The following is a 21,131-nucleotide window of genomic DNA, read 5'->3' as shown; positions in this document are numbered from 1 at the left end:
TGATTATTCAACCACTACATCATCCATATCAGTGATGTACATTTGGCGTGTAGCCGCATCTGCCATTGAATGATGCATAACCGCATCAGCGGCAAGCAGAACGTTTCCTGTTTCAGAAAGTCGCACTAAAAGAGACTGGTGACCAGGAACATGTCCACTGGTTTCAAGCAGTATGACTCCCGGTAAAAGCTCATAATCCCCTTCAATCAGACGATACCGGAGAGAGGGATGGTCCCATGACTTCCGATTTGCTTTGAAGCGAGGGTGCCCGCTTCTGGCTAGTTCGTAATGTTGTTTCTGAATGATGAGTTCCGCATTGCTAAATAAATCGTGGTTACCTGAATGGTCTTCATCAAGATGAGTGCAGATGAGGTAACTGATATCGGCAGGACGCAAACCGATAGCGTCGAGACGGGCAGTGACTGTGTCCTCGGGCAAGATTTCAACGGTGAGGCCAGGCGGATTTACCGGCGCATCGACAAAGGATCGAGGCCAGCCAGTGTCAACAAGGATATTTATTCCTTCGTCTGTTTGAATCAAATACCCTGGTACGGGTATATTCCCCGGCTGCATAGTACCCAGGTAAAGCATGTAAAGACGCATGTTATTTCCTCATACTTTTTCAATTATATTTTTAAAAGTAGAAGATTAAGACCAATAAGGGGGATTTTTCGGTGACCATCCCGACATGCTGAATAGATCTAAATACTTTAATCGCTTCCAGGTGGTCTCTGTCTCGAAGGATTATGTCCGCTTCTTGCCTTCAGCCGCTCCAACACTCCTCAATCTGCCACCACCGTGCCATGCTGAAGGTGGATAACGCGATCTGCCAGGGAAAAATAGCGATCGTCATGAGAGATCACCACAACCACTTTCCCGCGCGCTTTTAGCTCTGGCAGAAATTCGCTGTAAAACAGATGGCGAAAAGTCGGGTCCTGATCTGCCGCCCATTCATCAAAAATAATGACTGGCCGGTCATCCAGCCAGGCGTGCAGCAGCGCCAGCCGCTTGCGCTGTCCGGTAGACAAATCCGTCGTGGTGAAGTGATTATCCTCAACCGTCACTTTGCCGGTTAGCTTCAGCTTCTCAAGGTAACTGGCTATGTCCGTTGGGGTAATATTCTCGCGGATAATATCGTCAAAAAAAAAAATAGTCGGCAAATACCGTACTGAACAGCTGGCGATAGTCATCTTTATCACCGGGTGCCACAGGCGCGCCGTTTAGCAGAATTTCTCCCTGTTGCGGCTCGTAAAGCCCCAGCAGCAGCTTAATTATCGTGGTTTTGCCCGAGCCATTTTCACCGACGATAAAAGTGATCTCCCCTGGGCGCAGCGTAAAACTCACCGGCCCGAGGCTAAAACCATTTTCTGTCGCGTAGTGGTAAGCCACATTGCGTAACTCAAGCGAAGTGATGCTGCAAGCGAGGGGCGTCGTTGGCGGGATCAATAAAATATCAGGCTCGGCATGACGGAAGGAGGTTGCCAGCTCAGTCAGATGCCGCAGGGCAATACGCGCCTGATCGGCCACCGCCAGCGCTCCGGCTAACTGCTCAAATGGGGATTTGATATACAGCAGAATAATTATGCTGGCGCCAATGGTGGTCTGGCTGCTGTCGATGGCCTCTTTTCCCGCCAGCATCAGACCAACAGCGATAAAAAACAGCGCGGAAGCAACGCCTTCAGTCAGCCACATCCAGGTCATCGCATGGGATTTCAGGCGCGCAATGCGATCCACTTCTTCGCTCAGGCCACGGTGGAACACCTTGCTGCGCCGTAACCGGTGTAGCCGCAACTCTTTGGCCCCTTCGATAATGGCCCGATAGTGCTTCTGTAGCCCGTCCTGCGCCTGGCGAACGCCTTCATAGTCGCGTATCCAGACGCGTCGCGAAAACCCGGTAAGAAGCATTCCGCCAAGCAGAAAGAGAAAAGCAACGGAAAAAATCCACGTTGAGAGATAGAACAGGTAGCCAATACCGGCCACGGCGATGGCAAAATTGATGGTGTAGCCTGCCAGGTTAAAGGTAAACGCGCTTAGCGTATCGACATCATTATTCAGCGAGGCGAGAATTTTATGTGGCCGGAAGGCCTCAATAGCGTCAATCGGCGCTTGCAGAATACGGGCTGACAACTCTTTGCGCATGTGGGCAATCATCTTCTGGCCCGTAAAACTGTTAATGGTTCCCGCGAGCGAAGAACCCACAATCCCAACCAGCAGCAGTGCGGCGAAACTCAACCAGAACGACGTGGGAAACTGACCGGCATGTAGTGCCTGGTTAATTTCGGCCAGCAGTTGGGTGGTGGCAAAACCACTGACGATCCCGGTCACTGTTGCCAGCAGCATGATCAGCCAGAAAGGGCGCAGAATATGCAGAGTTTCACGAGTCAGGGTGACAGGTTTGCCGGAGGCGCTCATGTTCACTGTTTTCTCATCAGTAAAAGGTAGTAGGGGCCACCAATAAAAGTGGCCAGGAGTCCAGCAGGCAACTGCTGTGGATAGAGGATATTTCTGCCCGCCCAGTCGGCCAGCAGCAGAATGGCTGCGCCGATCAGCACTGCGCCACCCAGTTGTAAGGCCGGGCGATGCAGTCCCGACATGCGCGCCATATGCGGCGCCATCAGGCCAACGAAGCTGAGCGGACCAATCAGTAAGGTTGCCGCCGCGGTCAGCAGAGCAATCAGCAGAATAATGACGCTTCGGGCGAGGTAGATATTGATGCCGGTGGCGCGGGAAACCTCATCGCTCAGAGATAACATCAGCAACCAGCGATGGGTCAGGAACGAGGCGGCGATCAACACCATGGCGATGACGGCGAGCGTTACGGCCTGCGTGGGCAGAATGCGATAGGTTGAACCGGCCAGCCAGTCCTGTAAGACCTGTACCTGGGGAGTGATGCTGGTCATCATCAATGAGGTCATCGCGCTGATGATGGTGGAAAGGGCGATACCAGCCAGCAGGATTTTTTCCGCGCTGAAGGCCGATTTTCTGGCGGTGAGCAGCATCCCGATTAACGCCAGCGCAGAACCGGCGACGGCGCCGACCATCAGCACGCCCGTGGAGGTTGAGGATAACAATAACATCGCCAGCATTACCCCCAGCGTCGCACCGGAAGAGATACCAAGAAGTTCAGGGCTGCTCATCGGGTTAGCGGTCAGGCGTTGGATCAATACGCCCGCCGCACCGAGCATCCCCCCAGCTGCCAGCGCGGCGAGCGAGCGTGGCGCGCGCAAAGGGAGTAGCGACAGTAAAGTTTGCCCGTCGGTAAAGGCCCAACGGGTGGGCAGCCGACCATAGATCACCGACAAAATAAACAGGATCAATAACAACAGGCTGGCAGGGATAAACAGACACGCGGAGCGCCTGCGGGCTGTGCCAGCGTTTACCGTAGTCGCTAGCAGCGGCAGGGTATGTTTTTTCAGCCTGGGGATCAGCCACAGTAGCAGCGGGGCGCCCATTAGCGCGGTCAGCGTGCCGGTAGAGACCTCCGCGCCATAATACGCTGACCACTGAGAGAGCTGATCGGTAAACAGCAGAAGCGCCGCGCCCATTATCGGTGTCCACAACAGTTGCTGACTGAAGCGCCGGGCGCCTGCTAATCGGGTCAGGGTCGGGGCGGCCATGCCGACAAAACCGATGACCCCGGTGACGCTGACTACCGAAGCACAAAGGGCCGATCCGAGCAGCAAACTTATCGTGCGCACGCGATTAACCGAGACGCCAAGGCTTTTGGCCGAGGTCTCATTGACGGAAAAAGTATTCATTACTCTCAGCATCAGCAGTGACAGCAACAGAGCGATAGCGACGCGCGGCAGCAGAAAAAAGACGACCTGCCAGCTGTTCTGATTCAGCGAGCCGCTGCCCCAGATAAAAACATCCTGCAGATCATTCCCGCCAAACAGAGCGATGACATTTGCGACGCAGCCGGCATAGAGCGTTAGCATCAGCCCTGACAGCGTCAGCTTCTGTGGCGTGGAGGAGGGACGAAAGGCAGACAAAATAATCGGGATCACAGCCAGCAGACCGCCGATTAATGCCACGGTTTCCTGACCTGCCCGCAGCAGCCAGGGGGCCCATACGGTTGCCAGTGTCAGCATCAGCTGCGCGCCGGCAGAGACCCCGAAGGTCGTGGGATCGGCCATTGGGTTACGCAACGTCTGTTGGAACAATAGCCCGGCAAGGGAAAAACCGGCTCCCGCCAGCAGAGCCACAAACAGGCGCGGCAACGTGGCGTAATGAAACAGCAACTGCCCCATGACATGGCTATCGGGGGTAAAAATGGCCGCAGGAAGCTGCGACAGGGGCAGCGTTTTCATCCACAGGGCGAGGGTCAATAGCAGCCCTAACAGCATCAGCCCGCCGATAAGCAGCAGAGGATGGCGGACGTCAGGAGATGAGTGCGACGAGGTCACAGGCGCACCGGCCTGAGCAGCGCATCGGCAAACCTGTCGGTGAATTCGTCCGCCAGCGGTAAGCCGCCAAACACTTCAATTCGCCCAATACGGAATACCCGACGCTGTTGGACCACCGGCATCGCCTGCCACAGCGGGCTTTGATTCAATACGGCTATTGCGGCCTGCATACTTTCGCCATAATCAATCACCAGCAGGCTGGCGTCGGTATAGGTTGCCAGCGTTTCAATACCGCAGTTGGTGAAGCCGTAATTGTTGGTTTCACCCCGCCACGCATCGCTAAACCCCATCTGTTCCATCGCGGCGGACATGATACTTTTGCGGCCATAGACCGTTATATGCCGACCGTCGGTTGACAGTCCCAGCAGAATAAATTTTCGCAGCGGAATGTGTGCCAACCGATCGCGGGTCAGGGCAATTTTCTGCGCCAGCTGGCGGATATAGTGATGCGCTGCGCTTGCTCTGCCGAGCGCGATCGCCAGACGTTCGGTTTCGTCACAGGAGTGCTGCCATGTGTCGCCATAGCCACGGTAAATATCCAGAGCGAAAACCGGGGCAACGCGCCGCAGCTGCTCTTGCACCACGGGTGAAATGGTTACGGTGACGATTAGCTCAACCTGATAATAACGTAGCAGCTCCAGATTCGGCTCTGACGGATCGCCAGCATCGGGGATATTGGCAGGTAAGGACGGCGTGCTTCCCATTGCGTTATAGAAGGAAGCCTCCACGCTGACTACGGGCACCATGTCGAGCGCCAGTAAAGTCTGGGTGCCGCCACGATCGGGTGTAGCGATCCGCTGCGGATAGCCCGTGCGGGCCATGCCTGACCCGACCGGTGCTACGGTCAGCAGGAGTGACCCCGTCATTTTGATAAAGCGTCGTCGGTTGAGCATCAATTATTACGTTATCCGTTTGGTCAGCTCCGTCAGCAGGCGGAACTGACCCACTAACAAAGATTAAAAATCAAAGGCGGCTGACAGCGTCGCGGTGCGTGGTTCGGCTTCCGTCACGTAGGAGTTACAGCAGCCGCCTGACCAGTAACCGCGGTTTGCCAGATTCACGACGTCCATGCGTAAGGTTATGGGTTTTTGCATTACGCCGGTCAGCAGGTAACGTAGCCCGGCGTCCATCCGTGTCCATGAGGGTATTTTGCGGCGCGGCGAGTCGACGTCGAGGTATTGCCAACTGGTATAGACGACGCGGCCAGTTAGCGTCAGGCCCGGCACGTAAGGGATATCCCATTCTGCCCCGGCGTTGCCCTGCCAGTTTGGCGTGGTGGCGGCCATCTTCCCGTTGTTGCTGCCATCCTGCGTTTTGGTCAGAACCGGATCGATATAGCTGGCTCCGCCCAGCAGCCGCAAACCTTCTATCGGTTCGCCAAAGGTTTGCAATTCCACACCACGGTTGCGCTGTTCACCATCGACGTTCAGCGTATTGCTGGCGGTATCGGTGACGGTGCTCGGGTGGGTGATCTGATAAACGCTAAGGGTGGTGCCGAAATAGCCCCAGTCGGCCTTTATACCAGCTTCATATTGCTTTGATTTAAACGGGGCGAAAACTTGCCCGGCATTGGCGTAGCTGCGGTCGACTATCGTGCCCTGTTGCAGCCCCTGAATGTAGTTGGCATACAGTGAAATGTTCCGCCACGGTTTTACCAGCACGGCCAGCGAGGGGCTAAGCGCGTTCTGACTATAGGCTGAACTGACGTCCCCGGTGTCGGAGTCGTAATCATCCTCCTGAACCTTTTGCAGGCGACCGCCGACGGTGAATTGCAGGCGATCGTCGAGCATGGACAGCGTATCGCCTAATGCCACGCTGGAGAGCTTAACGGTGCTGACTTTTGGCAGTGACGGCGTGGCAAAATCCGGCTCATCAATGTATTGCGGTTGGTAGATGTTGGAATTCACCGTATTGCCGGACGCCGCGCCATAGCCCCAGAAGCTGGTGGTCAGCATAGTCGCACTCAGGCTAAACCGATGATCGATTACGCCAGTAGTGGCCTTGATGTCGGCACCCACTTCACCCGACGCGGTTTTCGTTTTTGCCGGTGAATTCCACGGTGTGGATTCGGTGTCGCCATGGCTGTTAAGCAGCATGGGCGTACCGATCTCAATATCGCTCTGGTGGTTTACTTGCCCACCCACTGAAGCGTGTACGGTGACGTTATCGTTCAGGTCGTATTCACCGTGCAGCACGCCAAAGGTGTCGTGATTGCCAAAGCGACTCCACGAGGGACTCTGGTTGTTGCTGGCTTTTGGCGCTTCAGGAATGGCCTGCCCATCCGGCACATACAGATAAGGCGCAACGCCCCGGATCAGCGTGTCCTGATAACCCGCATCCAATGATAAACGCAAGCGATCGCCACGATAATCCAGCCCCAGACTAGCCAGGCCGAGGTGCCTTTTGCTGTTATCCACGGCCGTATTGCCGCCCGAAAGCACGCCGTTAAAGCGCATACCGAACTCATTGTCATCGCCAAAACGACGGCCAACATCAATCTTCGCACCGGCCTGAGTTTTACTCGACCAGGTGGTGGTGACGCGGGTAATGGGCGTATCGGTGGCGCGTTTTGGCACGATATTAACGGCGCCGCCTACCGAGCCGCCGGGCGGCATACCGTTAAGAAACGCCGAGGGTCCGGTTAATAATTCCACGCGCTCGGCAAAATCGGGGTAAATATTTGAAGTAGGTAATACGCCGTATAACCCGTTAAATCCCACATCCTGCGACTGGATATTAAAACCTCGGATATTAATCTGGCTGGCTGAACTGCCCAGCGTAGTCCATTCGGTTCTGGCCGAGGCATTCAGGTCTGCCAGCAGCTCCATTACCGTAGTCGCGGGGGTATTGGCGATCTGTTTTGAGGTATAGCTGACCGTAGAATAAGGGGTGTTCATTATATCGCGATTACCCAGCATACCCACGCGGGAGCCTGACGCGACCTGACCACCCGGATACTCTTCCGGAAGAACGTTTTTATCTACGGGCTTATTCGCAGTGACGGTCAGCGTGGTGGCATCAGCAGGGGGTGCAGACCAAACCTGCGGAGCCAGAAAAGCGATCATTCCTGCTGGTATTAGCCTGAGCTTGCGGAAAGTATTTCCTTTGTTTTTCTGCGTGTATTTTCCCTGATTTACACCAACACCTGACGTTGTTACTAAGGTCTTACCCATTTTAAGCCCGGCCCCTTAAATTATTTTAGTGATGCTCAATTGCTTGCCATAATTGAAAAATATGTAAGAAATATATTTAGTTATCGGGAGCGAGCAGCCCACGGACACCGGCTATTCGGCATCTTATTTTTGGTATCAGGGTAAAAGCCAGCTTGCGCTGCGAAGAGGAGAATGATAATCATTTTTCTTTAAAAGAGAAGTGAACGACTGTCTTGTTCTATGGGTGTTTGGTGATTACCCAGCGAAATGAACAAAAGTTGTCGTGCCGCAGAGGTATTCACTGAATTCAGGTTTTTCAACCTGTCGACATCGTACTTAGCAGAACAAGGGCCGCTATGGGCGCAAATGAACGCCAGCCACAGTTTATTGAACCATTCAACCTTAGCGCCTATCAGCATCAGGCTAAGAAATCGCTGTTTGCGTCGTACCGCTATAACAATCTGGAATTCGAAGAGTGGCATGCTCATACCCAGGCGCAGCTGACCTATAGCAGTCAGGGAGCATTACAGATCCATACTTCTGACGGGATATGGACGCTGCCGCAGGGGCGGGCATTGTGGATACCTGCCGGACGTCCTCATCGCACACATGCACAGGGGCAAGTGAAAACCTGTAATTTTTACTGCTCTGACCGGGGAAAGGTGACTGATTTTATCGCGTTGGATATCTCTACGCTGACGCACTCACTGTTGCAAAGATTGATTGAACAGCAGGGGGGCGATGAAATTCACTATCTTATGGAGCATTTACTGAAGTTCGAACTGAGCCGCGCAGCCGTGGCGAATGTTCCCTTTTTGCCACTGCCAAGAGAACGCCGCCTGAAACAGGTGGCACAGCGGCTTCTGGAGGAAGAGGGCGCTGAGGCGAGTCTTGAGGGGCTGGGCTCGGTAGTCGGGGCCTCCACGCGCACGCTTTCCCGGCTGTTTCGTCATGATACCGGCCTGACATTCAGCCAGTGGCGCCATCAACTGCTGCTGATGAAGTCCGTCAGCTTAATTGAGCAGGGACATTCTCTTGAAGAAGCCGCCAGAAGATTGGGTTATTTCAATGGCAGTAGCTTTAATGCCATGTTCAGAAAGACGCTGGGCCAGACGGTACAACGATACATGAAAGTGGAATGGTTCAGTTAGGGGGATATCCCTAACCGAACTGATATCTCCCACAGATAAGGCCGCTAAATCCGTCGCCGTAATTTAGTCAATTAGATCCTGTAACTCATGAGCTGTTTTACGACTTGATAATGTCGTGAGTTGACCAAATAACGGATCCCACTCCTGAATATCCAGCTGCGCGATCAAATTTTCACGGGCGAAAGGATCTTCATTCACCATGGTGGTGACTTCATCAAGCGAATTGGCGCTGAACAGCAGAAAACCTGCCCGCAGAGGCGTGTTTTTCAGCGGCCCGGAGGCGATCAGTTTCCCCTGTTTAATCAACTCCTTCAGATAAAGCACATGTTCCCGGACAAAGGTATTCCACTCCGGTCCATCGGGATGATCCATTCTGACAATATAAAGACTCATTTCTGGCATCTCACTCAGCAACAGGACGAAAAGAGAGTGTAATAAACTGCGGGAGTATTTAAAATTGACTGTAAATACCTTCTGAAACAACCAGGAGTTGTTAATGCTCGACAAATTTACCGGCATGCGGGTGTTTGTTGCCGCTGTGCAGATGGGATCGTTTGTTGCCGCTGCGGAAAAACTGGAGATGTCGCCGCAGATGGTAGCCCGGCATATCACTTCTCTGGAAACACAGCTGGCAACGCGCCTGCTCAGCAGGACAACGCGCAGGCAAAACCTCACCGCAACGGGCAGCCAATATTTCAGACGCTGTCTGACCATTTTGCAGGCCATAGAGGATGCAGACAATGAAGCCAATGGCACGGCAGAAGCGCCGGCTGGCACGCTGCGGCTGAACGCTCCTGTGACCTTTGGGCGTTATGCGCTGGTCGCCTTCCTCACCCAATTTCTGCAACGCTATCCGCAAATGAATATTGAACTCACGCTTTCAGATAGCGTGATTAACCCGTTAGAGGAGGGTTTCGACGCGGTGGTTCGTATCGGTGAGCTGGATAAAAACCTGCGTCTGGCCGCAAGATCATTAGCCGCGTACCGCCTTATCGCCTGTGCTGCGCCGGGCTATCTGACGGAACACGGCTGGCCACAGCACCCTGACGATCTGAAAAATCATCAGTGCCTGGGGTTTGCTCCATGGCAGGCCGGCTTCTCTCATCGCTGGCAATTTATCAGCGAGAGTAAAGTCAGTGACGTTGAGGTGAATTCACGGCTGATTATTAACGATTGGGGAGCGCTACTACAGGCCGCTTTAAGAGGTGCCGGGGTCATTATTGGCTATGAGAAAGCGCTTGCTCAGCCGCTCGGACAGGGGAAACTGGTGACATTGCTGGCGGATTATCGGTTTCCTGAACAGCCGATGCATTTGCTGTATATGCCTTCACGCATGAAAGAGACACGCTACCGTATTTTTATTGACGAGCTGTGCGAATACTTCCGACTGTGAACTACTTAATTTATGTTGAGGAACTTTTCCGCGATCGCGCTGCTGTTGATTATTCGTCGCAGGAAAGCCACCGCGCTGTGGATCATACAGCGTCAGCATGAACATCATTGGTGAGTTATCGGCCCAGGCTACGTAACTGCGTGCAAAAGGGGCAATTACAGCCATTAACCGAAACGGCATCACAAAGGCCTGGCCGTAGCGTTTTCACGCCTATAGCGTGAAATGACGCGAAGGCAATGCTGGCCTGGGTCGCCGCTTCCGTTTTGCCCGTTTGTTCCGACGGGATTCTGGAGGTGAAAGCCTGCGCTTTCGCTGCGCAAAGTGTCAGAACCAGCAGAGAGAGTGGATATTTCATCGAGCAGTCCTCGCAAACAAAAGGTTGCCAACAGGCGCGGCCATCAGCGTAACGCGTGATGTTTGCTAATACTACTCCGTCCGTAGCGAAAAATGAATGACGGTCAGCGGAATATTTTAAAATAGCCCATTAAGTAGTGAAAATAACAGGTAAACATAAATATTACTGATTGATTGGTAATGTCATTATGTTGAATATAACAATGCTGGTTTTGAGATTTATAAACAACAAAATGATATTTGTGTGTTCCTGCTGGTATGACATTGTATGACCCTTCTGTATATAAATATGCGTAACCATGCATATTGTATTTTCCCGCATGGAGTCGATGGCCTTATGTCTATTTCGCAACTTGAACAAGCGCCTGATGATAAAAGCGATTTGACCGTACCGGCAAAGCATCGTTTTATTTTGTTTGCCCGAAAATGGGCACTGCGAATCGTTGTTCCATTTGTTTTGATCCTGTTTTGGCAGCTTTATGCCTCTGCCGGTTGGCTGGACGAAAATGTATTCCCGGCCCCAACAACCATTTTTGATGCTTATATTGAGCTGTGGAAATCTGGGGATTGGCAGACGGCATTGCCCGTATCATTACGGCGTGCTGGACTGGGGCTGCTTATCGGTGGCGGTTCTGGTCTGATACTGGGGATTCTTGCTGGACTCTTTACCAGTGCTGAACGGCTTTATGATGCGCCAATGCAGATGATTCGTACCATCCCGTTTATCGCCATGGTGCCGCTTTTCGTGGTGTGGTTTGGTATAGGCGAAACTTCAAAAGTCGCGCTTATTATTGGTGCCTCCATTTTTCCCGTCTACCTGAATACCTATCACGGCATCCGGGGGATTGATAGTAAGCTTCTTGAATTGGGGAATGCATTTTCAATGAGTAAATATGATCAAATCCGGCTGATAGTTTTTCCTGTGGCCATGCCCTCTATCCTGGTTGGCTGGCGTTATGCTGCGGGGGCCGCATTATTAGGACTGGTAGCGGCAGAGCAGATTAACTCTAACGCAGGATTAGGCTACATATTGAATAATGCAACGCAGTTCCAGCGAACTGATATCCTGATTTCTGGCGTGCTGGTCTATGCCGTATTGGGCATCATTGTCGATATGATAATGCGCTTTATTGAAAGGAACGTTCTTTCATGGAGAGTTCATGATAATGCCTGAGGAAAACGTTAACACACCTTTAATTAAACATACGGTGGCGAACGTAGGCCATCTCCTTAAAACCTATGATAAAAAAATTAATGTTCTGAATGAGATTGATTTTTCCGTTCAGTCCGGCGAGTTTGTTTCGCTGGTGGGTCCCTCTGGGACCGGGAAAACGACGCTGCTGCGTATCCTGGCTGGCCTCGAGCATCCCACCAGCGGCACGGTGCAGGTTGCCAAAAATACCTCCATCGTTTTCCAGGACCCTCGCCTGATAGCGGCACAAAAAATCTGGAAGAATGTCGTGTTGCAGGACGATCGCGCCAAAGATAGCAGGGCCAGAGCAATAGCCGCGCTTAGTGAAGTGGGTCTGGCCGACAAGGCCGACCGCTGGCCTTTCAGCCTTTCTGGTGGGGAGGCCCAGCGTGTCGGTATTGCAAGGGCGCTATACCGCTCACCCGACTTATTATTGTTGGATGAGCCTTTCAGCGCACTGGATGCTTTTACCCGCAAGCGTATTCATAAACTGGTTATCGATCTGTGGCTGGACAGAAGGCCCGGCGTACTGCTGGTGACTCACGATATTGAGGAAGCGATTCTTTTATCCGACCGCATTGTGGTGTTGGGCGGCGGAAGTATAAAGGGCGATATTAACGTAGAAATTCCCCGTCACCGTGATACTACTTCTCCTGAGTTTAATGATTTAAAACGGCGAGTACTTGAATATCTCGCTCATGCATGAAAAAACAGGGAATTAACATGAAATTTATTAACCCAATACTGGTCACGCTGTTTCTTTCTTTTGGTTTTAGCGGATATGCTCCTGCGCAGGAAACGACAAATTTAAATATTGCCTATCAGGATGCCGGGTTTCCTGCACTGATAAAAAAGTCAGGCGTTTTGAATGACGCCTCATTTAAGGTTAACTGGATTATTTTAACCGGCCCGGCAGCCAATTTGTCGGCATTATATGGTGGCGCTATTGATGTTGGTCATATGGGCGATACTTCATTAACTATTGAGCAGGCGAATGCAAGAACGCCCTGGACAGTAGAAGATGCGCCGTTAAAAATTGTCGCCGGCTGGCGAAGTGACTACAGTCGCACAAATCCGCCTTTGGTCACCGCGATACGTACAGCGGCCAATATCAACACGCCGTCGGAATTAGCGGGTCATACGTGGGCCTATAATTATGGCGGTTATAATCATGCGCAATACTTGATTTCACTGGTCAAAGCGAATTTATCTGAGAAAGACATCAAGCCAACCCGCTTTAATGATGGATCTTCCGCTGCCGCCGCATTTAACTCGGGCCAGACGGATGTCTATTCAGGTAGCCTTGGCCCTATTTTGCAGTCGGTGAATAACGGTTCTGCAAAGATTTTGTGGACTGACAGGGATACCGGTATCCCCGGCCTCGGCGTCTGGACCGCTCGGGCTGCGGTACTCAACGATCCCGCTAAAGATGCCGCGTTAAAAGAGTTCTTCGGCGATCTTTCTCACTATTGGGCCTGGCACCAAAGCCATAAGAAAGAAGTCATCGAGACCCTTATCTCGACGCTCAAGCTAACGCCAGAACGAGCCGCCTATGAATACGAGGTTCGTGGTGGCGCATTCAGGCCTTTTGATGCCGAGCTTTTTAAAGCCGAACAAAATGTCGCAGATGTTTTGTATCAGGGCGGGGCGATCAAACGAAAGGTAGATGTCCGAATCGGTTTTGACGATCGCTATAACCAGGTACAGAAAACGACGCCGGTAAAGGTCAATGAGGCAGGCGGAGAATAACGACTGCCAGTAATCATTTCGCATGATGAGTTATTCAGGAGAGTGGCATGAGTACTCGTTTGCTTCATCTAAATATCAATGTTAACAACAGCGGCAGACATCCAGCCTCATGGCGGGTGGCCGACGATCCTCTGGGTTTTCTTAAGCTTGATTATTATGAAAATATCGGGCGGCTGGCCGAACAAGGGAAGCTGGACGCCGTTTTTTTCTCTGACGAGTTTGATTATGGTCAGCCGGGGGTATCGCGCCCCTGGCAGGCTCTGGACCCACTGATCCCGCTGACCGCTATTGCCCGGGTGACTAAGCACATCGGGCTGGTCGCGACCGTTTCCTCCAGTTTTAACGACCCCTACAATATTGCGAGACGCATCGCCTCTCTTGACTATGTCTCCGGCGGTCGCGCGGCGTGGAACGTGGTGACGACGCGCAATGAACATGTCGCCAGGCTTTTCGGGCCGGATAAGCTGCCCGATCATAATGAGCGGTATGCGAAAGCCAGAGAGTCGATAGAGGTTGTCCGGGGGCTCTGGGGTTCATGGCAAGCTGATGCCGTGATCGCAGACCAGAGCAGCGGAAAATTTGTCGATACCACGCGTATTCACCCGTTTGAATTCAGCGGTGAATATTTTCAGATTCAGGGCGCTTTAAATGTTCCGCCATCCCCACAGGGTCAGCCTGTCCTGTTGCAGGCAGGCGGTTCCGTTCCGGGGATCGAAACGGCCGCCCGCTATGCTGATGCGGTTTTTTGCGTTCACCATACCTTAGCCGCAGCCCAGGACTTTTACCGCGAGGTGAAGTCAAAAGCGGCGGCATATGGCCGGAACCCGGACAAAATAATTATTCTGCCAGGTCTGTTTCCTGTATTAGGCAGCACGGAAGCCGAAGCCATTCAACGCAAAGAATGGCTGGATGAAACGGCTGGGTTCAGGCAGGAGCTTGGGGCGCTGTCGAAAGCGCTGGGCTTGCCAGTTGAGGCGCTGGTTCTGGATGAGCCGCTGCCGTGGGATAAGCTTAACCTGTCTGATTCCCCGTTCAGAAGCGTAGGTTTCCTCAGCGCGCTGCTGGACCTGGCCCGCCGCGAAAAGCTCACGGTAAGGGAAATTCTCAAGCGGAATCCAGGCGGGCACCGGGTGATTGTCGGAACGCCAGAACAGGTCGCCGATTCTATCGAAGAGTGGTTCACGCAGCGCGGCGCAGACGGGTTCAACCTTAATACGGATTTTTTCCCGCAGGGCCTTGAGTCTATTGTGGAACATCTGATTCCCGAGCTTCAGCGTCGCGGCCTGTTCCGGCGCGAATATAGCCATTCGACCCTGCGCGGCAACCTGGGGCTGGACATTCCAGCTGACCACCGACACGAATAATCTTGCTATCAACAGGTATGAAATATGTCAACTCAACCGATAAACCCGGATATTAATTATTTACAGTCGGCGGCACTGCGTAACTGGTTAACTGATGATGAAGAAATCGCGGTAATTGATGTCAGGGAGCAGGGCGTTATCTCCCGCGACGGCTATCTGCTGAAAAGTGTTTCCCTGCCATTAAGTCATCTTGAAATCCGGGCCGAAGAGCTGTTGCCAAGAAAGAATGTTCGACTGGTTATTGTGGATGAAACCGGCGGTGAATACGCGCATCGTGCTGGCTGGACTCTCTCAGCTCTGGGTTACAGCCAGCTCAGTCTGTTGCAGGGGGGCGCCAGGCAATGGCAAGCCGATGGCGGTGAACTTTTTACCGGCACCAGCGCATTAAGCAAAGGTTTTGGCGAATATGTCGAAGCCCATTACGCCACGCCTCATCTGAGCGCTCAGGAACTGAATCAACGAATTAATGCTGGCGAAAACATTCTTATTGTTGACGGGCGCACGCTCAAGGAATTTCAGGATTTCAGTCTGCCGGGTGGCGTGGCCTGTCCGAATGCGGAGTTAGTTTATCGTGTCCCGGGCTTGTTAACCTCCGCTGATAGGCCAGTAGTGGTCAACTGCGCGGGCAGAACGCGTTCAATTATTGGCGCGCAAACGCTGATCAATGCCGGGTTGAAAAACCCTGTCTGGGCACTGGAAAATGGCACGATGGACTGGCTGGCTGCCGGCTATGAATTACAGCATGACGTTGACAATGTCGCCCCCGTCCCACCGGGCAGCTCACCCGCTTTAGACGAAGCGCTGAAACTTTCAGCCTCTTTAGTGGCGAAATATCAGCTTCAGGAAATTGACCAGCAGAGATTGGCTCGCTATCAGCGCGAGAGCCATTCACGCGCTCTTTACCTCCTTGACGTGCGTACCCGGGATGAATACGTGGCGGGTCATTTGCCCGGCGCCCGCTGGGCGGCGGGAGGAGAGCTGGTGCAGGGCGTGGACAGGTTCGTGGGCATTCAGAACGCCCGAGTGGTGCTGGTTGATGATCACCATGGAATACGTGCAGCGACGGCGGCATCCTGGCTCAGTCAGTTACAATGGGCGGAAGTCTTTTATCTTCGCGTCTCTGCTGAAGAAGCTACGGAAACTGGATTTGCTGCTGATCCTGATGATTTCGATGACATTAAGTCAATCCAGCCCGCTGAGTTGCAGTCATTGCCATCCGCCACAGTCATTGATTTGGCCAGCAGTCCTTTATATGAGCTGGGGCATTTGCCTGGCGCCTGGTTTGCGGTCCGCGCAAGGCTGAACGGCGGGATTAATGCGCTTCCGGCCACGGGGCCGATTGTGCTGACATCCCCCGATGGTCATCTGGCGTCTTATGCCGCCAGAGATCTCGCGACGGTAACTCAGCGGGAGATTTTTGTCCTTAATGGCGGCACGGATGAGTGGGTACGTCAGGGATTTGCTCTTGAAACGGGCGCTGCCCGGCTATGGAGCGCCACCGATGATGTCTGGCGCTCGGCTTATCATCAGCAGGGCGATGAGCGTCTGGCCGCGTTTCAGGCGTATTTAAGCTGGGAAACAGGCCTGGTAGAACAAATCGAAAGGGACGGCGGCGTTAATTTTGCGCTGGGGCCGGTTGCGACGCCAGAAGGGGACTGGTTAAAATAAAAGTCGATTCTACAGGAGAGTCACTTTTGCAGAGCCTTGACATTGTCCCCCGCCTGCTTCCGGAAGTGCGTTCCGGCAGAAAGCGGCACACTATTCGCTGGCGTGAGCGCAAAATTTTGCCCGGCCTGATGCGCTATGTTAACGCAGAGAATGCCTCCGACACTTTGGTTGTGCGGGTTACGGAGGTAAAAACGATGCCGCTTTTTTCCGTGGCACTTTATCTCGACATGTCAGAAGAGTGGCCTGATAAGGTTTTGCTGGACGGGATGCGAAAGCACTATCCAGACATCCGACTCGATTCAGAGGTGGACGTAATCCACCATCATCCACTGCAAGAGTAGCATCTGGAAGCGATGTTATGGCAACTACGGCTGATTGATCGGGTTAAACGCGAAAAAGGCCGCCAGTCTGGCGGCCTTACCTCAACGGCCAGTCACTGGCCGTTGAGTGCGTACCAACGGGCCGGACATCGTCATTATTTTATAACCCCAGTTTGTTCTTCATGTCGTTTTCTTCAATCGCTTTGGCGATGGCATTTCTCATTACTTTCAGGATAATGCCGCTGAACATGGCCGTTAAACCGATGGTAAAGAAGGCAGTAACAGCCAGATCCACTAACCAAAATCCGGAATGAACAAGAACCGGTTTGTAGATGGCTATCCCCGCAAAAACCACCCAGTGGCTGAAACAATAAAAGCAACTGAACAAATATCCGATCATGGCATTTCTCTTGACCACCCACTCACGCCATGGACGGAACATCTCCTGTTGCGTTACGGTGATTGAGATGCAGCTGGACGTCAAAGCGATAACCAGGCAAATCCAGAACGGTTCTAAAACGGTGTCGAAGGACATAGGGAGTACTCTCTGTATGGATTTCATGTAATAATATAAGGTACATGAGATCGTGCAGCTTTCGCAACTACAAAAGTTTCATAAGTGACCGAGCAGCAAACAGGAACAAAAATGAGAAAAGATCATCGGCTATCCCGGGCATTACATGTTTTGATTCATATGGATAAAATTCGCGATCCCGTTACTTCTGAAGATATCGCTTTAATGATAAACACAAATGCGGTAGTGGTTCGCCGTCTTTTTCAGGGACTTAAGCAGGCGGGTATTATCCACTCAGAGAAAGGCCACGGCGGTGGCTGGACGCTTCAAAAAAGCCTCAGTTCGATTACCCTGCTTCAGGTTTTCCATGCTATTGGCAGTACTGAGCTTTTTTCCATAGGCTGGGCGACTGAACATGAGAAATGCCCGATTGAGGATGCGGTCAACAACGAAATTTTTGACACTCTTGAAGAAGCCAGGTGCATGATTACCAATCGGTTTTCTGAGATAACACTGGATAAGCTGGTGCCGGAAGTATTTAAACATTCTTAAATTTAACTGCCGCAAGGTTCCCACTACGGATTCGTGCTGCAAAGGCCGGTGTTCCCTGAACCAGCATCCCGGAACACTCAATTGCACTAGCCTCTAAAGGTATTCTGACACCGGCAGGGCATTTACCAGCAAAGCAAAAAGCCCGCTCGGTTTTCCCTGAGCGGGCTTCTCTAAATTTGGCTCCTCTGACTGGACTCGAACCAGTGACATACGGATTAACAGTCCGCCGTTCTACCGACTGAACTACAGAGGAATCGGTTTCGATGGAGCGCATAGTAGCGGCGTCGTCAGGGGCTGTCAACTGCAAAAAACACGTCAGCTTTCAATTGGCTACGTTTAACTCAACCCGATGTATTAGTGAACAGTTCCCTGATTATCCAGCCTGCACTGTTCCTGCGCATAACGGCGAGCAGGGTCCTGGCGATAAAACAGCGTGAAGCGGCGGTATAGCGAGGGAAAACGCTCCAGCACGATCTCTGGCGCGGTAAAAAAGTATTCTGACAGCACCGCAAAGCATTCTGCTCCGTCGCTGGCGGCGTAGGCATCGATGCTGGCGGCATTTTCACCTACGGTGTCAATCTCATCCTGAATGTTTTGCATCGCGGCCTGTAAGTCATGCTCCCAGCCTGCCACATCGCGCAGGGAGATGGAGGGCACGCCGTTAGCATGGCCGCTGCCCCGGCTATCGAGCTTATGGGCAACCTCATGAATGATTAAGTTATAGCCGGAGAGATCGAAGGAGTCCTGCACGTCCAGCCAGTTAAGGACAATCGGTCCCTGCTGCCAGCTCTGTCCCGAGTGAATCATGCGTTCATGGTGTACCAGACCAAACTCATCCTGCCACTCATCATCAACCAGAAAGGGAGAAGGGTAGATCAGCACTTCGTGGAAACCATCCAGCCAGTCATAACCCAGGTTCAGCACCGGCAGGCAGAAAAGGAGCGCCAGGCGAGTGCTTTTGAGCTCATCAAGCTGAAAGTCCTGTAGCGGCACCAGGCGTTTTTGCTGGAGAAAGCGTTTGGCGAGTTTGATAATCGACTGCCGCTCCGCCTCCGTCAGCGCGCCGAGCAGCGGAATCGCCATCGCCTGTTGCCAGGGCAGGACATCCTGCGCATCCTCATCGGTTTTCCACGGCCATTTGATCATGATGCACCCAGTTTGCTGAAGCGATCTTTACCATGCCGTAGCGCACAGACTTGCGCAACTGCTGCTTTAGCAACAGTGCGCAAGAGGAAAAAACAAAAGGGGGAGAGTGCGCTGGCTTTAATGCGCATATTCAATCAGTTAATACTCAACACGTCTGTGACGAAGGGCAAATAGTTGCCCTTTGCATCAGACCCGTTTGAACTCGATCACCCACACCCAGGGGTTCACTTCCCAACTGGTGCCGCCATACTGCAAAGCCCACTGCTTACGGTAAGCATCTTTGGAGGAGACGGGCTCGCTGTGCATAGTGAAAAAGTTATTCAGGAAGTGCGAGTCCGTCTGTACGCCTTCGGCGATAACGTCGTCGTCACTGATATCCTGAATTTTCTCAACGCGAATGCCGGTAACCTCTAAATTGATGCGGCTTGCCCAGCGCGGCATATGGATACCGGCCTGCCAGCCAAACTGCTCGGCGTTAGACGGCTGGCTGATGTCCGCGTGGTACTGACAATAGCGCGGGGTCTTAAACTGGGCCGGTGAGCGCTGATAGTCTGCCATCTCTTCAGGCTCAATCACCGGGCCGCGCCAGGTTTCTCGTACCCATAGCCTGTCTCCTGGCTGGCCGTAGGGGCAATGGTAACTGATGTTTTCCATCTCCATTACCCGGCTGCCCTGCAGGTGATTATTAAGCACATCAATACCATAGCACCCCTCGTGGTTATCCTGTCCGGGACCAAAGAGTTGTGATTTCATAATGCGCCGAGTTTGGCTCTGTTGGCCTGAGAGCAGCGCGCGCACCCGTTGATCGCTAAATAAAATCGGGCGTTCTTTCATGGTTCGACCTCTGTGACTTACGTGTGGAACCGCCAATCGCTGCAACGCTAAAAACAACGCAGATTAATCTGAACATTAATCTGGAAGAAAAATACCAGAACCAAATTTTCGCTAAACATTAGCCGTGCTTGTTAAAAATAGTGCCAGGTTAGGGCCAGTAACGCTGCAAACGGGCGGTGGCTATCTTCCCGATATTAACCCTCAAAAACAGCCTGAATAATAACGGGGTAACAAATTTGACATATGTCGCCTTTACAATCTCTTACAGTAGCAGGTCTGAAAGTGAATGAGCCTGACCGCCAATAAAGCCCTGCAAGGAAAGATTGCCAGACTGGAGTAATTCTATCTCAATCTTAGCAAAAGTACCGACAGTTAATTTCGTAGCGTTCATTATCTCCGTTTAACCATTTGCCTGAAAATTAATCAATATATTTTCCAGTGGCAAAAGGCTGAAAAGGCGAAAAATGGTGTGAATCCGTTAAAGTTAGCGTTATAAACATGATGTGGATCTCATTTTTGACCAAATGGTTCAGCCGGGGATCACCCCAGTGGACGGGCCTTCTTCCACTGACATCTCGACAAGTCCAAACAATAAGGAGAAGTCTATGACGCTTATTAACTGGCAAATGCGGTTTGAAAACTGGCTGCATGAAAGCTGGCCTCAGGATGATAAAGCCCATGACGTGGCCCATCTTCGGCGCGTGTGGCAGACGTCCCAGCGCATAATGAAAGAGACAGAAGCCGATGAGCTTGTCGTACTGGCCGGGTGCTATTTCCACGATATTGTTAACCTGCCCAAAAACCACCCCGAACGGCATCTGGCGTCGGCGCAGGCGGCCGTTGAAACGCGACGCGTGCTGCTTGAGGTGTTTCCTGACTTTCCCAAAGAGAAGGTCGAGGCAGTGGCACATGCGGTGCATGCCCACAGCTTTAGCGCGGGCGTCACGGCGGAAACGCTGGAAGCTAAAATTGTGCAGGATGCCGATCGGCTGGAATCATTGGGGGCGATCGGGCTGGCGCGCGTGTTTTATGTTTCTGGCGCGCTGGGCCGTTCCCTGTTCGACAGCGCGGACCCTCTTGGCCGTGAACGTCAGCTCAATGATACCGAATGGGCGCTGGACCATTTCCAGAAAAAGCTGCTCAGGCTGCCCGATACTATGCAAACTGCGGAAGGCAGACGTCTGGCCGAGCATAACGCCCGTTTTCTGGTGACCTATATGGCCAAATTGTGCGCCGAGCTGAAAGGGGACTTCTGCGCGCTGGATGAAGAGGTGCTGCGGGAATTTAACCCCGTTTCATAGCAATATTAAATTTTTATGAACATATAGTTAAAGCG

The 21,131-nt window shown here is 52.5% G+C and carries 21 protein-coding genes and 1 tRNA gene; 10 read left to right on the top strand and 12 right to left on the bottom strand.

From position 1 onward, the window contains the following. Window positions 1–3: 3 nt before the first annotated feature. The 6 genes from NG99_RS00700 to NG99_RS00680 form a co-directional block, all read right to left on the bottom strand. Window positions 4–603, bottom strand: coding sequence for an N-acyl homoserine lactonase family protein (locus NG99_RS00700; protein WP_084110340.1), 600 nt, complete (start codon window positions 601–603; stop codon window positions 4–6). 179 nt (window positions 604–782) lie between these two features. Continuing rightward, window positions 783–1,190, bottom strand: a complete 408-nt coding sequence (locus tag NG99_RS29025; protein ID WP_157032517.1) for an ATP-binding cassette domain-containing protein — start codon at window positions 1,188–1,190, stop codon at window positions 783–785. After that, complete coding sequence (locus NG99_RS00695) at window positions 1,138–2,412, bottom strand: cyclic peptide export ABC transporter (protein WP_052130496.1); 1,275 nt, start codon at window positions 2,410–2,412, stop codon at window positions 1,138–1,140. Before NG99_RS00695 ends, NG99_RS29025 begins: the two co-directional genes overlap by 53 nt. Before the next feature lie 2 nt (window positions 2,413–2,414). Further along, complete coding sequence (gene fhuB / locus NG99_RS00690; RefSeq protein WP_034887332.1) at window positions 2,415–4,406, bottom strand: Fe(3+)-hydroxamate ABC transporter permease FhuB; 1,992 nt, start codon at window positions 4,404–4,406, stop codon at window positions 2,415–2,417. Beyond that, entirely contained in the window at window positions 4,403–5,272 is an 870-nt protein-coding gene (locus tag NG99_RS00685; protein ID WP_198138712.1) for an ABC transporter substrate-binding protein, read from the bottom strand. Before NG99_RS00685 ends, fhuB begins: the two co-directional genes overlap by 4 nt. Before the next feature lie 90 nt (window positions 5,273–5,362). After that, a complete protein-coding gene (locus tag NG99_RS00680) occupies window positions 5,363–7,579 on the bottom strand; it encodes a TonB-dependent receptor (RefSeq protein WP_084110325.1) in 2,217 nt (738 codons plus the stop codon). Window positions 7,580–7,914: 335 nt separating this feature from the next. Between NG99_RS00680 and NG99_RS27385 the strand changes: the two genes are divergently transcribed. Further along, window positions 7,915–8,709, top strand: a complete 795-nt coding sequence (locus NG99_RS27385) for an AraC family transcriptional regulator (RefSeq protein ID WP_052130494.1) — start codon at window positions 7,915–7,917, stop codon at window positions 8,707–8,709. A gap of 63 nt (window positions 8,710–8,772) precedes the next feature. Here the strand turns inward: NG99_RS27385 and NG99_RS00670 are convergent, their stop codons facing one another. Next, the gene (locus NG99_RS00670) at window positions 8,773–9,102 is read right to left on the bottom strand and encodes a YciI family protein (RefSeq protein ID WP_034887328.1); all 330 of its coding nucleotides are present in this window, start codon (window positions 9,100–9,102) and stop codon (window positions 8,773–8,775) included. 103 nt (window positions 9,103–9,205) lie between these two features. Between NG99_RS00670 and NG99_RS00665 the strand changes: the two genes are divergently transcribed. Next, window positions 9,206–10,102: a LysR family transcriptional regulator gene (locus tag NG99_RS00665; protein ID WP_034887326.1), complete on the top strand. Its 897-nt coding sequence runs from the start codon at window positions 9,206–9,208 to the stop codon at window positions 10,100–10,102. Between the two features lie 115 nt (window positions 10,103–10,217). Here NG99_RS00665 and NG99_RS27820 read toward each other — a convergent pair whose 3' ends face one another. After that, window positions 10,218–10,457, bottom strand: a complete 240-nt coding sequence (locus NG99_RS27820) for a hypothetical protein (protein ID WP_072017503.1) — start codon at window positions 10,455–10,457, stop codon at window positions 10,218–10,220. Between the two features lie 336 nt (window positions 10,458–10,793). Here NG99_RS27820 and NG99_RS00660 point away from each other — a divergent pair, with 336 nt between their 5' ends. From NG99_RS00660 to NG99_RS00635, 6 genes are read left to right on the top strand one after another with little or no spacing between them, the layout of a single operon-like run. Beyond that, window positions 10,794–11,630, top strand: coding sequence for an ABC transporter permease (locus NG99_RS00660; RefSeq protein WP_072017502.1), 837 nt, complete (start codon window positions 10,794–10,796; stop codon window positions 11,628–11,630). Then, on the top strand, window positions 11,617–12,354 hold the full coding sequence (locus tag NG99_RS00655; protein WP_198138711.1) for an ABC transporter ATP-binding protein: 738 nt from the start codon (window positions 11,617–11,619) through the stop codon (window positions 12,352–12,354). The genes NG99_RS00660 and NG99_RS00655 overlap by 14 nt, the downstream gene beginning before the upstream one ends. Before the next feature lie 17 nt (window positions 12,355–12,371). Further along, the gene (locus NG99_RS00650) at window positions 12,372–13,397 is read left to right on the top strand and encodes an ABC transporter substrate-binding protein (RefSeq protein WP_034887324.1); all 1,026 of its coding nucleotides are present in this window, start codon (window positions 12,372–12,374) and stop codon (window positions 13,395–13,397) included. Between the two features lie 47 nt (window positions 13,398–13,444). Then, on the top strand, window positions 13,445–14,761 hold the full coding sequence (locus tag NG99_RS00645; protein ID WP_034887322.1) for an LLM class flavin-dependent oxidoreductase: 1,317 nt from the start codon (window positions 13,445–13,447) through the stop codon (window positions 14,759–14,761). A 24-nt stretch (window positions 14,762–14,785) separates the two neighbouring features. Further along, the gene (locus NG99_RS00640; protein WP_052130491.1) at window positions 14,786–16,429 is read left to right on the top strand and encodes a rhodanese-like domain-containing protein; all 1,644 of its coding nucleotides are present in this window, start codon (window positions 14,786–14,788) and stop codon (window positions 16,427–16,429) included. Between the two features lie 26 nt (window positions 16,430–16,455). After that, window positions 16,456–16,770 (top strand): ASCH domain-containing protein, encoded by a 315-nt coding sequence (locus NG99_RS00635; protein ID WP_034887320.1) that lies wholly within the window; start codon window positions 16,456–16,458, stop codon window positions 16,768–16,770. 139 nt (window positions 16,771–16,909) lie between these two features. Here the strand turns inward: NG99_RS00635 and NG99_RS00630 are convergent, their stop codons facing one another. Continuing rightward, window positions 16,910–17,284, bottom strand: a complete 375-nt coding sequence (locus NG99_RS00630; RefSeq protein WP_034887318.1) for a hypothetical protein — start codon at window positions 17,282–17,284, stop codon at window positions 16,910–16,912. Window positions 17,285–17,368: 84 nt separating this feature from the next. Here NG99_RS00630 and NG99_RS00625 point away from each other — a divergent pair, with 84 nt between their 5' ends. Beyond that, window positions 17,369–17,815 carry an Rrf2 family transcriptional regulator gene (locus tag NG99_RS00625; RefSeq protein ID WP_232298138.1) on the top strand — a complete coding sequence of 149 codons (447 nt, stop codon included), beginning with the start codon at window positions 17,369–17,371 and terminating at the stop codon, window positions 17,813–17,815. Window positions 17,816–17,992: 177 nt separating this feature from the next. Here NG99_RS00625 and NG99_RS00620 read toward each other — a convergent pair. From NG99_RS00620 to NG99_RS00610, 3 genes are all read right to left on the bottom strand, one after another. Next, a tRNA-Asn gene (locus tag NG99_RS00620) sits at window positions 17,993–18,068 on the bottom strand. Between the two features lie 101 nt (window positions 18,069–18,169). Next, window positions 18,170–18,961, bottom strand: coding sequence for a DgsA anti-repressor MtfA (gene mtfA / locus NG99_RS00615; RefSeq protein WP_034887314.1), 792 nt, complete (start codon window positions 18,959–18,961; stop codon window positions 18,170–18,172). 186 nt (window positions 18,962–19,147) lie between these two features. Further along, window positions 19,148–19,795, bottom strand: a complete 648-nt coding sequence (locus NG99_RS00610; RefSeq protein WP_034887312.1) for a hypothetical protein — start codon at window positions 19,793–19,795, stop codon at window positions 19,148–19,150. 605 nt (window positions 19,796–20,400) lie between these two features. Here NG99_RS00610 and NG99_RS00605 point away from each other — a divergent pair. Continuing rightward, window positions 20,401–21,096: a phosphohydrolase gene (locus NG99_RS00605; protein ID WP_034887311.1), complete on the top strand. Its 696-nt coding sequence runs from the start codon at window positions 20,401–20,403 to the stop codon at window positions 21,094–21,096. Window positions 21,097–21,131: the final 35 nt, after the last annotated feature.

It is taken from the genome of Erwinia typographi, from assembly GCF_000773975.1.
Lineage (GTDB): Bacteria > Pseudomonadota > Gammaproteobacteria > Enterobacterales > Enterobacteriaceae > Erwinia > Erwinia typographi.
The sequence above is the reverse complement of the archived record's forward strand: the minus strand, read 5'-3'. Positions and strand labels throughout refer to the sequence as shown.